General features: G+C 68.2%; 14 protein-coding genes. 6 read left to right on the top strand and 8 right to left on the bottom strand.

Annotation, left to right across the window (positions count from 1 at the left end):
- Positions 1-123: 123 nt before the first annotated feature.
- Positions 124-906, top strand: coding sequence for an IS5 family transposase (locus tag NR810_RS46520; protein ID WP_407653900.1), 783 nt, complete (start codon positions 124-126; stop codon positions 904-906).
- A gap of 10 nt (positions 907-916) precedes the next feature.
- Here NR810_RS46520 and NR810_RS46515 read toward each other — a convergent pair whose 3' ends face one another.
- On the bottom strand, positions 917-1,351 hold the full coding sequence (locus tag NR810_RS46515; protein WP_257462170.1) for an ATP-binding protein: 435 nt from the start codon (positions 1,349-1,351) through the stop codon (positions 917-919).
- Positions 1,352-1,849: 498 nt separating this feature from the next.
- On the opposite strand from NR810_RS46515, the gene NR810_RS46510 reads away from it, so the two are divergent.
- The 3 genes from NR810_RS46510 to NR810_RS46500 all read left to right on the top strand — a co-directional run bounded on the left by NR810_RS46510 (position 1,850) and on the right by NR810_RS46500 (position 5,079).
- The gene (locus tag NR810_RS46510; protein WP_257462168.1) at positions 1,850-2,602 is read left to right on the top strand and encodes a hypothetical protein; all 753 of its coding nucleotides are present in this window, start codon (positions 1,850-1,852) and stop codon (positions 2,600-2,602) included.
- Between the two features lie 150 nt (positions 2,603-2,752).
- Positions 2,753-3,154 carry a hypothetical protein gene (locus NR810_RS46505; RefSeq protein WP_257462166.1) on the top strand — a complete coding sequence of 134 codons (402 nt, stop codon included), beginning with the start codon at positions 2,753-2,755 and terminating at the stop codon, positions 3,152-3,154.
- Between the two features lie 119 nt (positions 3,155-3,273).
- A complete protein-coding gene (locus NR810_RS46500; RefSeq protein WP_257462165.1) occupies positions 3,274-5,079 on the top strand; it encodes an OPT family oligopeptide transporter in 1,806 nt (601 codons plus the stop codon).
- A 20-nt stretch (positions 5,080-5,099) separates the two neighbouring features.
- On the opposite strand, the gene NR810_RS46495 is transcribed toward NR810_RS46500, so the two are convergent.
- Entirely contained in the window at positions 5,100-5,687 is a 588-nt protein-coding gene (locus NR810_RS46495; RefSeq protein ID WP_257462164.1) for a DUF2378 family protein, read from the bottom strand.
- A 137-nt stretch (positions 5,688-5,824) separates the two neighbouring features.
- Here NR810_RS46495 and NR810_RS46490 point away from each other — a divergent pair, with 137 nt between their 5' ends.
- Positions 5,825-6,922 carry an alpha/beta fold hydrolase gene (locus tag NR810_RS46490; protein WP_257462163.1) on the top strand — a complete coding sequence of 366 codons (1,098 nt, stop codon included), beginning with the start codon at positions 5,825-5,827 and terminating at the stop codon, positions 6,920-6,922.
- 28 nt (positions 6,923-6,950) lie between these two features.
- Here NR810_RS46490 and NR810_RS46485 read toward each other — a convergent pair whose 3' ends face one another.
- From NR810_RS46485 to NR810_RS46465, 5 genes are all read right to left on the bottom strand, one after another.
- Positions 6,951-7,649, bottom strand: coding sequence for an endonuclease V (locus NR810_RS46485; protein ID WP_257462162.1), 699 nt, complete (start codon positions 7,647-7,649; stop codon positions 6,951-6,953).
- A gap of 8 nt (positions 7,650-7,657) precedes the next feature.
- Entirely contained in the window at positions 7,658-8,557 is a 900-nt protein-coding gene (locus NR810_RS46480; protein WP_257462161.1) for a DUF2381 family protein, read from the bottom strand.
- 26 nt (positions 8,558-8,583) lie between these two features.
- Entirely contained in the window at positions 8,584-10,275 is a 1,692-nt protein-coding gene (locus tag NR810_RS46475; protein WP_257462160.1) for a serine/threonine protein kinase, read from the bottom strand.
- A gap of 93 nt (positions 10,276-10,368) precedes the next feature.
- Positions 10,369-11,727 (bottom strand): hypothetical protein, encoded by a 1,359-nt coding sequence (locus NR810_RS46470; RefSeq protein WP_257462159.1) that lies wholly within the window; start codon positions 11,725-11,727, stop codon positions 10,369-10,371.
- On the bottom strand, positions 11,714-13,069 hold the full coding sequence (locus NR810_RS46465; protein WP_257462157.1) for a hypothetical protein: 1,356 nt from the start codon (positions 13,067-13,069) through the stop codon (positions 11,714-11,716). The genes NR810_RS46470 and NR810_RS46465 overlap by 14 nt, the downstream gene beginning before the upstream one ends.
- Before the next feature lie 193 nt (positions 13,070-13,262).
- Here NR810_RS46465 and NR810_RS46460 point away from each other — a divergent pair, with 193 nt between their 5' ends.
- Positions 13,263-15,605 (top strand): FdhF/YdeP family oxidoreductase, encoded by a 2,343-nt coding sequence (locus tag NR810_RS46460; RefSeq protein ID WP_407653902.1) that lies wholly within the window; start codon positions 13,263-13,265, stop codon positions 15,603-15,605.
- 24 nt (positions 15,606-15,629) lie between these two features.
- Here the strand turns inward: NR810_RS46460 and NR810_RS46455 are convergent, their stop codons facing one another.
- Entirely contained in the window at positions 15,630-16,850 is a 1,221-nt protein-coding gene (locus tag NR810_RS46455; protein WP_257462154.1) for a multidrug effflux MFS transporter, read from the bottom strand.
- Between the last annotated feature and the right edge of the window lie 40 nt (positions 16,851-16,890).

The following is a 16,890-nucleotide window of genomic DNA, read 5'->3' as shown; positions in this document are numbered from 1 at the left end:
TCTGCTCTCCAGCTCGGCTTCACCTCCTGCCTGTCCACCAGAGAGGTAATGCCGGGCACCTGACCGCGCAAGTTGTTCCGCCCTGGCCAGGTCATTACCTCAAGGGGTATGAGTGACCTGCCCATGCCCCCGAGGAAGCCGTACCCCACCGACCTCACCGACGAGCAGTGGGCGCTGATAGAGCCCTTTGTCCGAGCCAGCCACTGCGGGCCCCAGGAGCAGTTGCATCCGCGCCGGGAGGTGGTCAACGCCATCCTCTACGTCACTCACACGGGAGTGCAGTGGCGCTACATGCCGCACGACCTGCCGGACTGGCAGCTCGTCTACCACTACTTCGACCTGTGGAAGAAGAACGGCACGCTCAAGCAGGTACATGACACGCTGCGAAAGAGGGCGCGCCAGAAGGCCGGCCACGAGGAAGAGCCGACAGCGAGCATCCTGGACAGCCAGAGCGTGAGGACAACGGAGGAGGCGGAGACGAAGGGCTACGACGCGGGCAAGAAGGTGAAGGGCCGCAAGCGCCACCTGCTGGTGGATACGTTGGGCCTGGTGCTGCTGGTGTGGATGTCAACGGCGGATGTACAGGACAGGGATGCAGTCCAGGCGGTACTGCCCCTGGCGGCACGCGAGTACCCCACGCTGCAGAAGACGTGGGCGGACGGGGCCTACCAGGGACAGCAGGTGGAGAAAGTCGCCAACGAGAGCGGCATCACCCTCGAGGTGGTGAAACGCTCGGACAAGGACAAGGGCTTCGTCGTTCAGGCCAAGCGCTGGATTGTCGAGCGTACCTTTGGCTGGCTCAATCGGGAGCGGCGCCTGTCCAAGGACTACGAACGCAAGGAGGAATCCTCCGAAGCCTTCATCCATCTGGGCATGATACGACTCATGCTGCGCCGCCTTGCTTGATTGCTCCTGTTCAACACCCTCTAAGTCCCGGCTCTTCCCGCAAGCTCGCCAGTACTGGCTCCTCGTCAACCAGTATTCCGACGGTAATGGTGTTGTTGTACAGGTGAGTGACTGAAAACTCGAAGTCCGGCTGCAGGTTCGTATGCAGGTTGCCGTTCAGCTCGTCCAGTTCTTCCTCGGAGAGTCGGTACGAGAGCCTCGTCGCCCTGGCTGGATTGCTTTTATGCTGCTTGAGGTAGGTGGACAGGTCCTTGCGTGGATAGTCCTCGACCGGGTCGAACTCGGCGAGATCAGCGATGCCGTCCGACTTCTCAAGCGCCTGTAGAAACACCGTCTTTCCGGCCTCGTTCATCCCAACGAGCACAGTCACGGACGGCTCGATACGCACCGTCTGCGGCTCGTTGATGGACTTAAAGGGGCCTACCTCGGCAGTTACGAGTTGCACAACCAACCTCCCAGTATCCAACAGATTCCCATGAACCGTAGCAGAGCATGAGACAGCGGGGGCCCTTTTGATGGTGGCCGGGAAGGTGTCAGACACTTCGTACGAGCACCGGGCCCATGGGCGGAAAGAAGCGGACCACAAGGCCCAGGCGCTGAGCGCGTACCACGAGACCACCAACTGGAGAGCGGTGCCTCGTTCCGACAGATCATCAGCGGGCAAGCTGGTATTCAGCCTAAAGGTGGCTCGCGTATAGGAGACGGTCCGCGCCCTCCCGCGTCACGTAGCCGTGACCTCACCGTCGAGAAACACTTGGCCGCTGCCACCGGCGACGACGATGGGCTGCCCATCGCATGCGACGCATAAGAGGGATGGGGGACCTGTTGAGGGTGGCAGGATGGAGCAGAGGGTCCGAGGCCCCCTATATCAGGGGAGTTGACGCCTGGAGTCACCTCCTGGCAGACCACTTCCCAAGAAACGTCGGAAAGGCAAGGAGCACGCATGGACGAGGGGAAGAAGTCCGAGTCGAGCGGGGAGGAAGTGGGGCAGGTAGGGCCGTATCAACTCCACGAGCAGGTGCCGCAGGACGATTACAGTCTGGGAGAACTCTACCGGGCCACGCACGAGGCGAACGGAGAGACGGCCCTGGTGTTCAAGCCCGCCGCCGGGGACGAGAAGGGCTCGGGGCAGTTGACCGACTGGCAGGTGCGCCTCGTTTCCTCGGCCTCGGATGGCTATGTCGCCATGAAGGCAGAGGAGCCCCCGAAGTCCGTGGCCTCCGACGAGCACTCGGTGGAAGCCCTGGTGTGCACCTTCGAAGAGGTGCGCGGGGCAGTGGGGCGCATGGACCACGCCCTCCACGCGGCCAACGAGCCTCGCCCGTGGTGGCGCCTGGGACTGGCGCTGTCGGGTGCCACCATACTCGGGGTGGCGCTGCTGTCAGCGACGTTGGCACCTGTTGCCGAGGTACGGATGCAAGAGGAGTCCTCGGAGGAGGTGTGGACCACGGACGTCAACGTGGACCCCGTGCCAGTCCGGTCTGGCGAGGCACCTCGCCCGCGAAAAAACCAGAAGCATGCGCCCTGTGATGCGGGCCTGGAGCGCGAGATCTCGGGCGTGTGCTGGATAGCCACCGAGCACGCACCACCGAATTGCCCACCACAGACCGTCTCCTACGACGGCAAGTGCCTGCTGCCCGTGGCCAAGCCCCGCCCGGTGCCGACGAGCGTGGATGGAGGAGGAGAGGCGCGCTGAGGGCTCGAGGCCAGTCTTGCAGGAGTGAACCTGCCCCGGTTTCGCGACACAACGCTGGCTTCATTTCACTCTGAGTGCTAGTAGTGAAGCCGGTTGCTCTCATCCCAGAACGGGGTGAGGTCGCCAAACCCGCGAGAAGACTCTTCAATCATGACAAATATTTTCGGTAAGGCTACTCTGGCGTTGGTTGCGGTAGGAACGGTGGCGGTTCTGCCCATTTCGTCGCTGGCATCAGCAGAGCAGAAGCCCAGCGGAGACATTGAAGGCCTGGTGGCAACTACCGCCACGATCTGTTCGAGTGCGCTGACCCCGAGCGGCTGGGTAGACATTCAATGGTGGAACTCGTCGAGCTGCGGCTCCACCCTTGATCCGAATACCAAAAAGATTCAGCAACTCACCACTCTCCCGGTGGGCTCGACCGTCAACGCCTGCCATACCACGTACCCTCCGCCGGGATGGTCCCAGGTCTCCTATTACTTCAGCAGCGCATGCCGGTCTTCGCCCGTATCGAGTCTCAATCCCAATACCTGGACGCTGAAGCGCGTGTATTGACACCCGTGCCTTTGGAACCCCGCGGTTCCTGAAGCACCGCCCGCCCGCCTGCCCCCCAGGTGCCCCATTGCACCGTGGGGGGCAGTGCGAGAAGCCCCTCTCGAAGTATCCTGGCGGCCATGTCGTCGGGCGCAGCCAGAGACGAGGCCGAGGCGACTTCCGTCGCCACCGAAGCGGGTACACTCCCAGCCGGAGCCGTCCCCTCGGCCCTCACGTTGCGCGCACTGGCACTCGGCAGCCTCATCGGCGCGCTCATGTGCCTGTCCAATCTCTACGTGGGATTGAAGACGGGCCTCGCCTTCCCCGCCGCCCTCATCGCCTGTGTCGTCGGGCTCGGCGCGCAGGGCGCCCTCATGAAGCTGAGCGCCTCCCTCTTCGGGCCCAGGCTCAGCCTCCAGGAGACGAGCGCCATGCAGTCCGCCGCCTCCTCCGCGGGCTACTCCACTGGCGGCACCATCGTCACCGCGAGCGTCGGCTACCTGCTGCTCTCCGGCCACCACCCTCCCCTCTGGGCCCTCCTGCTGTGGACGCTGCTCGGCTCCGCGCTCGGCGTCGTCCTCGCCCTGCCCCTGCAGCGCGCCTTCATCCGCCGCGAGCCCCTCCCCTTCCCCTCCGGTCTCGCCGCCGCCTCCGTGGCGCGTTCGCTCCACGCCGGAGATGAGTCGGGCCGGCGCGGCGCTCGGGCACTCGGGGTCGGGGCGCTCGGGGCGGGACTCCTCGCGTTCGCTCGCGATGGGCTCCAGTGGCTCCCCGCCGCGCTCGCATTGCCCGGTGTCCTGCTCGGCGTGCCGCTGGAGAGCCTGTCCTTCGCCCTCGACCTCACGCTCCTGCCGCTGGGCACCGGTGCGCTCGTGGGGCTGCGTGTCGGGATGTCGCTGCTGCTCGGCTCGCTCGTGTGCTTCGGCGCTCTCGCGCCCTGGTTGCTCGGACGCGGGATGATCGCCCAGCCGGGTTTCTTCGGCGTGCTCGAGTGGAGCATGTGGCCGGGCGCCGCGCTGGTGACGAGCGCCTCCTTCACCCACCTGGCCCTCCAGCGCGGGCTCCTGCGCCGCACGCTCGGCGCATTGCTCGGCTCGCGCCCCTCCGGGGACTCGCTGCCCGATGCGTCGGAGGTCCCTCGCTCCTGGTTCCTCGCCGCGACGGCCGTGTTCTCGCTGGGGCTCGTGGCCGTGGGCACGGTGACCTTCGAGATTCCCTGGCCCCTCGGCGCTCTGGGCGTGCTGCTCTCCTTCGCGCTCGCCGCCGTGGCCTGCCGCGCCACGGGTGAGACGGACATCACCCCCACCGGCCCGCTCGGTCAGCTGGCCCAGCTCGTCTTCGGGGTGCTCCTGCCGGGCAACACCGTGGCCAATGCCATGGCCTCCAGCCTCTCCGGCAACATCGCCTCCTCCAGCGCGGACCTGCTCACCGACGTGAAGGCCGGGTACCTGCTCGGCGTCCCTCCCCGGCAGACCTTCCTCGCCCAGCTCTGGGGCTGCCTCGTCGGCTCGGCCCTCATCGTCCCCGTCTTCTTCCTGCTGGTGCCGGACACCTCCGCCATCTCCGAGACGCGCTTCCCCGCTCCCGCTGGCTTCTTCGTCGCCGGTGTGGCCCGCGTGCTCTCCACGGGGCTCGGAAGTCTCTCCGAGGCGGCGCGCTGGGGGGCGCTCCTCGGAGGACTCGCGGGCGTGGTGCTCGTCCTCCTGGAGCGCTTCGCTCCCGAGCCGGTGCGGCGCTTCGTCCCCTCCCCCATCGCCCTGGGGCTTGCCTTCGCGCTGCCCGCCTCGGTGTCCCTGTCCATCTTCCTGGGCTCGCTGGCCGCGGCGCTCCTGGCCCGCTACAGGCCCACCCTCGCGAACGCGGCCACGGTGCCACTGGCCTCGGGGCTCATCGCCGGCGAGAGTCTGGTGAGCCTGCTCGCCGTGCTGCTCTCCGCGTCCTCCTGAGCGAGGTCCGCTGGTGGGACTCACCACTCGATGAGGTACTCGGCCTCGTCGAGACCGAGCCTCTTGACCTCCACACGTCCCGGGCACCCCACGACCCGGAGGGCCTCCTCCAACAGGCCCTGGTGGTACTCCACCGGCTGCGCGTCACCACGGAAGTGCAGGCGCACGCGGCGCTCGCCCAGCGAGGTGTACTCCCGGTGCCCGTAGCTCACCGCGGTGCCGTAGGCGGTGGGTGAGCTGGACAGGAGCCGCTTGGGGTCTCCCTTTCCAATGATGTGGGTGAGCGTCTTGCCCACGCTGGACTGGAAGAACCCGCCGATCCCCGCCGCGCCAAAGGCCCGGAGGGCGGCCTCCATGGAACCGTAGTGGGGGGCGAGCAGCTCGCCCGCGCCGTAGAGCACCTTGAGGAAGTCTCGGGCTGGATAGGAAAAGAAGTCCACCAGCGGCTTCTTCGCGACAGTGGCGCGTAGCTCCGTCGCCACCTTCTCTCCCAGGTGCTGGTCCACCAGCTTGAAGACGGCGTTGAAGATGAGGCCGCGAACGGTTCCCCCCTCGGGGATCGCACGCATCCGCTGCTCGATTTCATGGACGATGGCGGGAGAGGGCATGGCGGGACTCGGGCTGGCCCCCAACCTAGCCAACCCCGGGGCGGGTGTCGCCCCCCAGCCGCCTGCCCAAGGTGCGAGCCACCAGCGGCCTGGAACGTGCCACCGCGTGACTAGCTTTGGGGGCGAGGAGGAGTGGCATGGAACGTTCGACCCGACGCATCCTCACGGGGGTGGGAGTGGGGCTTCCACTCATGGCCCTGGGCGCCCGGCTGTGGAGCAGCCAGGGCTCCACGCCCCCCATCCAGGATGGACGGGGCGGGGAGCTGTCCGACGGCATCGCCTCGCTGGAGCCGGTGCGGCTCGGGGGCGTGGAACAGTGGGTGTTGATGCGGGGGCGGAGCATCCACAACCCGCTGCTGCTCTTCCTGTCGGGAGGCCCGGGAGGCTCCGAGATGGCCTGGGTGCGCCACTTCAACGCGGAGTTGGAGGAGCACTTCGTGGTGGTGCAGTGGGACCAGCGCGGCGCGGCCAAGTCCTATACCGCGCTGAAGGACCGGGACGCACTCACGCTGGACCAGTTCGTCTCCGACGCGAGCGAGCTGATCGAGCTGCTGACCACGCGCTTCACCCAGGACAAGGTATTCCTCGTGGGCCACTCGTGGGGGAGCATCCTCGGGGTGCTGCTGGCGCAACGCCGCCCCGAGCGCATCCACGCCTACGTGGGCACGGGCCAGCAGGTGAACTTCCTGGAGAACGACACCCTCAGCCACCTGCGCGCGTACGAGCTGGCGATGAGGTACGACGACAACCAGGCGCTCGCGAAGCTGGCGCGCATCGGTCCGCCGCCGTACACGGGGCCGGACATGGCGAAGCGGTACATGACGCTCATGTCGCTCGCGAGCCGCCACGCGGGCCGCCGGAGCATCGTCCCCGAGCTGCTCTCCTCCATCCTCAAGGCGCCCGAGTACTCGCTGCGGGACAAGGTGCGCCTGTTCCTGGGATTGAAGGACACGTTCCCGCTGGTGTACCCGCAGCTGGCGGGGCTGGACCTGGCGGCGCAGGTGCCGCGGCTGGAGGTGCCGGTGTGGTTCCTGCTCGGGCGCGAGGACTACGTGACGCCCTCGGAGATCGCCGCGCGCTATCTGGAGCAGCTGGAGGCCCCGAGCAAGACGCTGCTGTGGTTCGAGCACTCCGGACACACACCGCAGTTCGAGGAGCCGGAGAAATTCAACCGGGTGCTCATCCAGCAGGTGCGAGCCATGGCGGAGACGAGGTCCGAGGTCCTGCTCCACTAACAAGCTCCCCTCTCCCTCTGGGAGAGGGCTAGGGTGAGGGTTCCGGGTCCAGCGCCGAGCGGCGAACGTCATTGACCAACCTGTGCGCGAACCGGGTCGTCTCCGGCTCGCGATAGCGAGGCGCCACGCGAAGCACGAGCTCGACGGCGGTGGGCAGATCCATCAGATGACCCGGTGAAACATAGACAGGCAGCACCCCCCTGCGGGTGCGCACGGCCATGCCCACCACCTCGCCCTGGTGGACGATCTCCGCCATGGAACCGCGCTCCTGGCCGAGGGGCCCATGTCCACCCACGAGCAACGACTTGGCACAACCAATGGAGGGCACACCGAACAACATGCCTCCATGGCACGCGAGCCCGAGCCGCCGGGGGTGCGCCGTACCCTGCCCGTCGAAGATGAGCACATCCGGCCGCACCTCCAGCCGGCGCCAGACCTCCGCGAGCACGGGCAGCTCGCGGAAGGACAGCAGCCCTGGCACATAGGGGAAGCCCAGCTTCACCGCGGCACTGGCCTGGGCGACGGGCTTCAGCGTGCCAGCGTCCAGCACCACGATGCCGCCATAGGCCGTGTCCGCGCCACGGCTCATGGAGATGTCCGCGCCCGCCACGCGCTCCACCTTCAGGCCTCGCGGTGGACGCAACACCAGACGCTCTCGCAGCTCTCTCTGGAGTGCCACCGCCTGCTTCGGTGTCAGGTCCCATCCATGCAGGGGCTCGTACTTCATCCTCGCTCCTAGGGAATGGTGACTCCGGGGACGGTGAGCTGGCGGGGGCCGGCCTCTTTCAACCAGAGCGAGTAGTTGCCGGAGGGCGCGTCATCCGCGTTCTCGACCTCCACGACGATCTGCTGCTTGCCGTTGCCGGCGATGGCGTCTCCCTGCCAGAACCGGAGGCCCTTCACCTTCTCGCCCTGGGCGTTCATCAGGGAGACCTCGGCGGCCATCCAGGGCTCCGGGCCCGAGTTGGCCACCCACACCTCCAGCGCGACACTCGTATCGGAGCGGTAGCCGGCGCCCTTGACGAGGGAGAGCCCGTCCACGGAACGGCCATCGACCTCGGGCCGGAACATCCGCGCCTGGACGCCCGTCATCGAGATGGTTCCGTTGACGATGGCGCCGCGCAGCCCCTTGAGCGCCTGACGCTCGGCGCGCAGCCGTTCGAGCTCCTCCTGGAGCTGCCGGGAGCGGGCGCGCTCCTGGGCCACCTCCTGCAGATAGGACTCCCGGGTGCGCGTGTCCCGGTACACCTCCACCTGCCGGGTCGCCCGCGCCTGGTGCGCCACCAACACGAAGGGCATGACGTCCGGGGAGGCTCCATCGGCGAAACGCACCGTCAACCGCAGACGCTCCCCGGGAGCCATGTCTCGCGGTGGAACGAAGCCGATACCGTTGCGGCCCCGCATCACCTCCAGGAAGCGCGCCTCGTCTTCCAGCTCCACCACGATGGGGGCCTCGAAGAGCAACCCGGTCATGAGCCCCGGGCTGACACACACCTCGCGTGCGGCCGAGGGGGTCGAAGCCAGCTCGATGCGCCGCACGTCCTCGCAGAGGGCGTTCTCGGAGAGCTCACCCCGGGAGGGAGCCGCACCCAAGAAGAGCAGGCTCACGAGGGCCACGGTGGAGGAAGGGAGCATGGATGACGGTCTCCAGGGCGGGCCTGTCAGTACTTGTACATGGAGTTGGGAAGGGGGATCAGGTCGAAGACCGTGGCGATGAGCACCCGGTCCCGCGTGCTCTTGGCGTCCATCGGGACACCGCGCTCGCCATAGCGGCTGAGCTCCAGACAGATGGGGAGGGTCTCTCCGCTGGGGAGCCGCATCTGGGTGAAGCGGCCATACACCTGGTTCTTCCCGAAGACGAGCCGCCCGGACATGGCCGTGCCACTGGGGATGTCACCCCAGCCGGGGAGCGGGATGATGGAGAAGTCGCCTTCGCGCACGGGAATGACGGAGTGGACGTCGGTGGAGAGGAGGATGGGGGGCTGAGGCCCCTTCTTCATCCTGAAACGTTCATAGGTCTCCCGGACGCCGGGGGGACAGTCCGCCTGGGTCGGCAGCTTGGGAGTGGTCGCGCACGCCGAACAGGCAACGGCGGTGGCGGCGGCCAGACCACGCAAGGGCTTCGACTTCGTCATCTCGGGTTCCTCGCTGGACGTCGCACGGGCGACGGGCGCGGGGATGGATGACTCAGGAGGTGCCGCGCCGGCGCCAACGTCTCCCGTCACCTGGGCAGGCGCCAATTCCTGGCGGGAGCCAGCCTTTTGGAGCGGGAGGGGGTGGGCCGACTCTACACGTTGGGTGGTGGACGATGCCCGCGAGGGTCGCCACCCCTTCACCGCGAGGAGGGAGAGCACTCCGGCCACCACGAGCAGCGCGAGCCCGGCCCGCCACCGCCGAGGGCGCTCGCGTACCGGCGGAGCCTGTTTCACGGGCCGCGAGTCACCGGGGAACAGGGGGGTGCGCCAGGAGTCATCGGCCAGGGACAGCTGCGCCTCCAGGGCCTCGGAGAGCGCCCCGGCGTCCGCGAAGCGCGCCTCGGGCGACTTCTCCAGCATGCGCAGGCACAGGTCGCCGAGGGCCCGAGGGACTCGCGGGTTGAGTGAGTGGGGCGCCGGGGGAGTCTCCTGGAGGATGGCGCGGATCATCCCGGGTTCGAGCCGCTCGCCGAAGGGCAGCCTGCGCGTCAGGAGCGCGTAGGTCGTAACGCCCAGCGCCCACAGGTCGTCCGCGGGCCCGGCGGGATAGGGCTCGGAGCTGTCGCTCTCGCGGACGAAGCGCCAGGCCTCGGGGCTGCGGTACTCGGGAGTCCCGGGAGGGAGCACGGCGGTGAGGCGAGGGGCGCCCGCGTAGCCGGCCGCGCCGAAGTCCACCAGCACGGGCTGCCCATCCGCCTCGCGCACGAGGACATTGGCCTCCTTCACGTCGCGGTGCACCACGCCCGAGGCATGCACGGCGGACAGGGCGCTCACGAGGGGCAACAGCACCTGGCGCACGAGCTCGGACGCGGAGGGGTTCTCCTCGAGCGCCCACACGTCCAACGGAAGGCCCGCGACGAGCTCGAGGATGAGCACCAGGAAGCGCGGCGCGTCGTCCGGCCAGAGGCTGTAGCCATGGAGGCCCACGACATGGGGGTGACGGACCTTGCGCAGGGAATCCACCTCGCGCTCGCCGCGGACATCCAGGGGAACCAGCTTGAGGGCGAAGGCCCGCCCGCTCCTGCTGGCACGGAAGACGGCACCGAAGCTGCCGGAGGCGAGCCGCGCCTCGATGGTGAATCCCGCCACCTGGGCACCGGGAGTGAAGTCCAACCCGGGCGGCACCCAGGCCCCGCCGGCGCTCTCGTTCTCGCGCATCCCACCGACCTCCGAAGACAGCGGAGGCTACCAGACCCACTCCGCGAGTAGCCCTGGCATCTCCAGGTCCCGGTCCGGAAGCGGAAGGTGGACTCAATGCGCCAGTGCGCGCGCGAGTCGCTGAGCAACGCGGAAGAGCTGGGTACAGGAGTAGTCGAGGGGGGCATCGCGGCCCTGGAGGGCATGGCGGGCGCGCAGGAAGGGAAGCCAGGCCCTGTCCCCCACCACCACCGCCGACTCCTCCAGCTTGCGACGAGGCACCCAGCGCCCCCCCAGGGTGTGCACCAGATGCATGCCCAGCAAAGCCCCTATCGGCGGGATGAGCAGTTCCCTGTCCCCATACGTCGGCCCCTCGCCAGTCGTCGACTGTGCCCCCCGGCCGGAGCGCCACAGGTAGTAATCCAACTGCGGTAGCGCTTCCACGGAGCCCTCCTCCAGCGCGGGAACCTTCTTGTGGAGCATCAAGGTGAGCCGCTCGAGCAAGACGCCCTCGATGATGGCGATCTCCCGCTGCACGTCATCGACATCGGGCGCTGGGGCGTCAGTGGCGGGCAGCCACTCAGTGACGGGAGGAGGGTGGTAGCGGTTGAAGCGCTCGACGTTCCGTCGCTGCTCGGACAAGCCCAGGCCTTTCACCTTCAACCAGAGGATGTCGGCCACATCCTCATCGAACTCGACGGGGATGGGAGTGAAGACGAGCGAGCGCTGACGCAGGGTAGCGAGCGTCTCCTCCAGCTTCAGCTCGGGACGCAGGTGCACCAGGGCTCGGGCCTGGGCGACACGGGCTTCCTCGGAGTCGAAGTCGGCGGGAGTATGGCGGGTGAGCCACATCACGGCGCCGCCGGGCAACTGCTCCACGTGAACGGCGGGCACGGACATCAGGCGCTCGCGGCCAATCTCCTCCACCATGCGTGGGCCGTACACGTTGAGCCAGTAGGCCTCGTACACCCGCTTCGGTTGGCGCGTGCTCGTCCGGTGAGGGTCGCTACCCAGGGAGAAGTCGGTGTAGCTGTGAGCCAGTCCGTAGGACAGGGGGAAGCGCTGGGCGAAGGACCGCACCAGGGACACGAGGCGGTGGGCGTATTCTTCGCGCTGGCTCTCTTCACGAACGACGGAGAAGGGTTTAAGCGTCAAATCGACGATGAAGCGGGAATCCTCGGCCCCATTGTCGAGGGTTCTGAGCCAGAGGCTTTCGTCTGGTGGCCTGGAGCGAGCAAAAAAGATATCTGTACCGGCCATCGTCCTGCATTCATGGAGCTTCTCGTGCACGAGCTGGCGCGAGTACTTCCGCTGACGCGATAGGCTCACGCGGTCGGGTCTCAGTTGCGCATCCAGGGGCTCGACGAAGTCGAGTATCGCGTCCAATCCCTCGTGGCCCGGCTCCAATGGGGTGGCTGGCGAGTAGAGATGCAGGAAGAACTCATCCTGTTTGTTCCAGTCATTCTTGTGCATGGAAGTGGAGCTCGACGTTGAAGTCCTCTGCTCTGCGCGTGAGCCTGCCCTTGAGACCGGACTCTATTTCCACCTCCTCATACACGAGGTGCACACGAGAAACGGCGACCTTGCGTCCAAAGAGGGGATGACCGGGTCTGCGTATCTCCACTGTCCCCCCATATTTCGTCAACGCCTCCCGTACGTCAGCATCGAATTGCCGAACGACAGCGCTCTCGCTCATGGACTTGAAGTCGTGCTGTTTGTTGCTGAAGGAGTGGACGGAGGGAGTCCGGCCAGGACGCAGGGAGGCCTCGTCCACGACGAACTGGTCCACATAGGTGAGCGAGACACGACCCTCATGCGCCAGTCCCACGTTCTCCGCCACCAGGGGCTGCTCGAGACCCCGCAGCCAGTGTCTCTGCCCCTTTGCGAGTCCCGCCTCCCGCCTGAGAACCTCCGCCACGCTCCCCTGAAACTCCAGCGCTTCCTGGAACCGGCCACGAAAGACGTTGTAGCTCTCCCACTTCAGTGGCGGCTTCACTGGTGGTGCACCTGTAGGCCGCTGCCGGGTCCCTGCGAGTTCCTCGTAGCGCCTTTCCCAATACGCCACATAGTCCACCCACCTATTCTCTGTAACGGCCACTCCCGAAGGAGGCTGGTGCACCGAGGGCCGGTAGCGAGCGAGTGCCTCCAGTTGCGCCGGGAGACGCGCGCCGGACTCCAGCGCCTCGGCCTCGGTGAAGCGCGCCTCCAGCGCCGCCACGTCATCCAGCGACAGCCCCCGCCCCAACCCACCCGCCAGCGTCCGAGCCTCGGCCCCAGCCGCTTTCGCCTCCGCCACCTCCAACACGCTGCCCACCAGCAGCACGCTCAGGGCGGCGTTGAGCACGGCGTTCTCCACGCCCTTGAGCCGGGCCTCGCGCTCGAAGCTCCGCGCCAGCACGTGCCGGAGCCGCATGCCTCCCGCTCCGTGCGAGGGAATCAGCTCGTCGAGGAACGCCCATCGCACCGTGCACGAGGGCAGCGCGGGACACACCAGTCCCAGTGCCTGATCCGCCAGCTTCTCGCCGCCAGCGGCAACCTGCGCCTCCAACTGGCCGAAGAGCACCCGGGCCCGCGCGTCGCCGCGCTGCGAGTCCGCGTACACCCGCTCCAGGTGCTCGGAGCGGTGCACCAGCAATACATCGGAGTATCTACCCGTCAAACGCCCCGAGGCATCGCAGTACAGGGCGTAATCGAAGGCGGGCGCCACGTCCTCCCGCCACACCTCGGGCGGCGCGACGCCATCCTCACCACAACGGCTCCCACCGAGGACGAGGCTCAGCACCACCCATGCGACAACCCGCAGCCATAGGCCCATGGCTCGCGAGTCTTCCTGGCACGAACGGAGCGGGCAATGTCCCCCTGCCAGGGCTCCAGACAGGGCATGACCCCGAGCCCGAGAGCCACGAAGAGAGCCTGATGGTCACGTGGCGGAAGAGGTAGACTCCGGCGGCCCGGCAGCCGCGGCTCCCTCTCCGCGCCCGGGTCAGGAGGAAGCCATGGCGGATGCGATGCGGAAGGAGCAGGCGGCGGAGTCCAACAAGGACGCCCTCGCCCGGACGGAGCTGCTCCCGAGCGCCCAGCCCCCCACCACGCCCGAGCCCCTCCAGGTCGGCGCCCCGGCGACCTCCGCGGGAGGCATCCCCGCGGTGGTGTCCGCGATGAAGCACGCCTGGGGCGAGATGGGACCGGTGCGCGGCACCCAGACGCTCCTGAAGGTGAACCAGACACACGGCTTCGACTGCCCCGGCTGCGCCTGGCCGGATCCAAAGCACCGCACGTCCTTCGAGTTCTGCGAGAACGGCGCCAAGGCCGTGGCCGAGGAGGCCACCACGGCCCGGGTGACGCCCGAGTTCTTCCACCAGTGGAGCCTCGTGGACCTGGCCGCGCAGACGGACCACTGGCTCGGCAAGCAGGGCCGCCTCACCCACCCCATGGTGCTGCGCGAGGGCGCCACGCACTACGAGCCCCTGTCCTGGGACGAGGCCTTCACGCTCATCGCCGACGAGCTCAACGCGCTCGGCTCGCCGGACGAGGCGTGCTTCTACACTTCGGGGCGCACGAGCAACGAGGCGGCCTTCCTCTACCAGCTCTTCGTGCGGCAGTTCGGCACCAACAACCTGCCGGACTGCTCGAACATGTGCCACGAGTCGAGCGGCACGGGGCTGCTGGAGACCATCGGCATCGGCAAGGGCACGGTGACGCTGGAGGACTTCGAGAAGGCCCAACTCATCGTCGTCATCGGGCAGAACCCGGGCACCAACCACCCGCGCATGCTGACGGCCTTGGAGGCCGCGAAGCGCGGAGGCTGCCGCATCGTCAGCATCAACCCGCTGCCGGAGCCGGGCCTGCAGCGCTTCAAGCACCCGCAGGCGGTACGAGGCGTCCTCGGCTCGGGCACGCCGCTGGCGGACCTGTTCCTCCAGGTGCGCATCAACGGAGACGTGTCGCTGCTGCAGGGGCTGGGCAAGGCGCTTCTGGAGCGCGAGGCGAAGCAGCCGGGCACGGTGGTGGCCCGGGACTTCGTGGAGAAGGGGACGCTCGGCTTCGAGGCGTATGCGACGCACCTGGCCACCGTGTCCTGGGAGGACGTGGTGGAGCAGAGCGGCGTGCCACGCGAGCGGATCGAAACCGCCGCGGAGTGGCTGGCGGGCACGGACCGCATCATCTGGTGCTGGGCCATGGGGCTGACGCAGCACCGCAACGCGGTGGGCAACATCCAGGAGATCGTCAACCTGACGCTGCTGCGCGGGAGCATCGGCAAGCCGGGAGCGGGCGTGTGCCCGGTGCGCGGCCACAGCAACGTGCAGGGAGACCGGACCATGGGCATCTGGGAGAAGCCCCGTCCGGCGTTCCTGGACGCGCTGTCCCGCGAGCTCGGCTTCGAGCCGCCGCGCCACCACGGCCTCGACACGGTGGGCGCCATCCAGGCGATGCACGAGGGCCGGGTGAAGGTCTTCTTCGCCATGGGAGGCAACTTTCTGTCGGCGACGCCGGACACCGAGCGCACCGCCGAGGCCCTGCGCCGCACGCGGCTCACGGTGCACGTGTCCACCAAGCTCAACCGGGCGCACCTCGTCACCGGGAAGCGGGCACTCATCCTGCCGTGCCTCGGCCGCACCGAGCGCGACGTGCAGGCGGGCGGGCCGCAGTTCGTCACGGTGGAGAACTCGATGGGCGTGGTGCACGCCTCGCGGGGGACACTGGCACCGGCCTCGGAGCACCTGCTCAGCGAGCCCGTCATCGTCGCGCGGCTGGCGAAGGCGGTGCTCGGCTCGCGCTCCCAGGTGGAGTGGGCCTCGCTGGTGGAGGACTACGACCGCGTCCGGGAGCTCATCGCGCGGGTGATTCCGGGCTTCGAGGACTTCAACCGGCGGGTGCGCGAGCCGGGCGGATTCTCCCTGCCAAACGGACCACGCGAGGGCCGCTTCACCACCCAGAGCGGCAAGGCCCACTTCACCGTGCACGAGATGGCGCGGCTGAAGCTGGAGCCGGGGCAGCTCCTGATGATGACGATCCGCACGCACGACCAGTACAACACGACGGTGTACGGGCTGGACGACCGTTACCGGGGCATCCGCGGCGGGCGGCGCGTGGTGATGATCAACGCCGAGGACATGAAGGAGCTGGGCGTGGAGGCCGGACAGGCGGTGGACCTCACCAGCCACTTCGAGGGCCAGCGGCGCGTGGCCCACCGGTTCGTGGTGGTGCCGTACGACATTCCCCGCCGGTGCGCGGCCACCTACTTCCCCGAGGCCAACGTGCTGGTGCCGCTCGACAGCTTCGCGGAGAAGAGCCGCACGCCGACCTCCAAGTCCGTCATCATCAGCCTCTCGCCCTCCCTGGAGGCGTAGAGGCCGGGAGAGCCGCGCCCCACCTCAGGCGGCCTCCTGCTCCAGCTCCGGAGACGGGAGGGCACGCGCGCGGCTCGCGAGGAAATGCGCGACCCAGGCCAGCGCGGCGACGGAAGCCAGCACGGCCCCCATGGGAGTCGCGGTGCCGTTGTAGAAGGCGCTCACGGCCCAGGAGGCGGACGCGGCGATGCCGTACTGGAGCGCGCCGAGCACCGCGGAGGCGAGCCCCGCGCGGCTGGCGTGCTTCTCGAGCGCGAGCGCCGTCGCGTTGGGCATGACGAGCCCCAGCGTCGAGACGAAGAAGAACAGCGCGGCGGCCATCCCCCACAGGCCGAGGGCACCGCTCCACGCGACCAGCAGCACGCACGAGGCCGCGACGACGGACAGGACCAGGGCCCAGCGCAGGATGCGATGGGGCGGGTGGGTCGCCAGCAGCCTGCGGTTGAGCTGCGACATGGAGACCAGGCCCATCGCGTTGGCGCCGAAGAACCAGCCGAAGTGCTGCGGCGAGACACCATGCAGCGTGATGAAGACGAACGACGAGCCCGAGATGTAGGCGAACATGCCGGCCTGGATGAAGGCGCAGGCGAGCGCCGGGCCCAGGAAGTCGGCCGCTCCGAGCAGCGAGGCCATCTCCGAGACCACCGTCCGGGAGCCGGAGCGGGGAGGCGCCGTCTCGGGCAATACCTTCACCACGGCGACGAGGGCCAGCGCCCCCACGATGGCCAGCGCGGCGAAGATGGCGCGCCAGCCCAGGAACCGGAGGACGAAGCCGCCGAAGAGGGGCGCGAGGATGGGTGCCACGCCCATCACGAGCACCAGCCGTGACATCGTCCGCGCGGCCTCGGCGCCGGACCACAGGTCCCTCACCACCGCGCGGGACACCACGATGGCCACCGCGCCACCGAGCGCCTGTACGAAGCGCATGGCCACGAGCACCTCCGTCCCGGGAGCGAGCGCACAACCCAGCGAGCCCAGCACATACAGGGCGATTCCCACCCGCAGGGGGCGCGTACGGCCGAACCTGTCGATGAGCGGGCCGGTGATGAGCTGACCGAGCGCGAGCCCCGCGAAGAACGAGGCGAGCGTGAGCTGGACGGCCGCGGGGGTCGACTGGAACTCGGCCCCGATGCTCGGAAGCGCGGGCAGGTACATGTCGATGGACAGCGGCGCGAACGCCGTCAGTGCCCCCAGCAGCAGCTCGAGCGTCAGCGTGCCAGTAGGCTTCCGGGAGGGAACAGTCATGACCTCCCTTCCTACGTTCAAGCGGGGCCTCCGTCATCCC

This window comes from Archangium lipolyticum, assembly GCF_024623785.1.
GTDB classification, from domain to species: domain Bacteria; phylum Myxococcota; class Myxococcia; order Myxococcales; family Myxococcaceae; genus Archangium; species Archangium lipolyticum.
The sequence above is the reverse complement of the archived record's forward strand: the minus strand, read 5'-3'. Positions and strand labels throughout refer to the sequence as shown.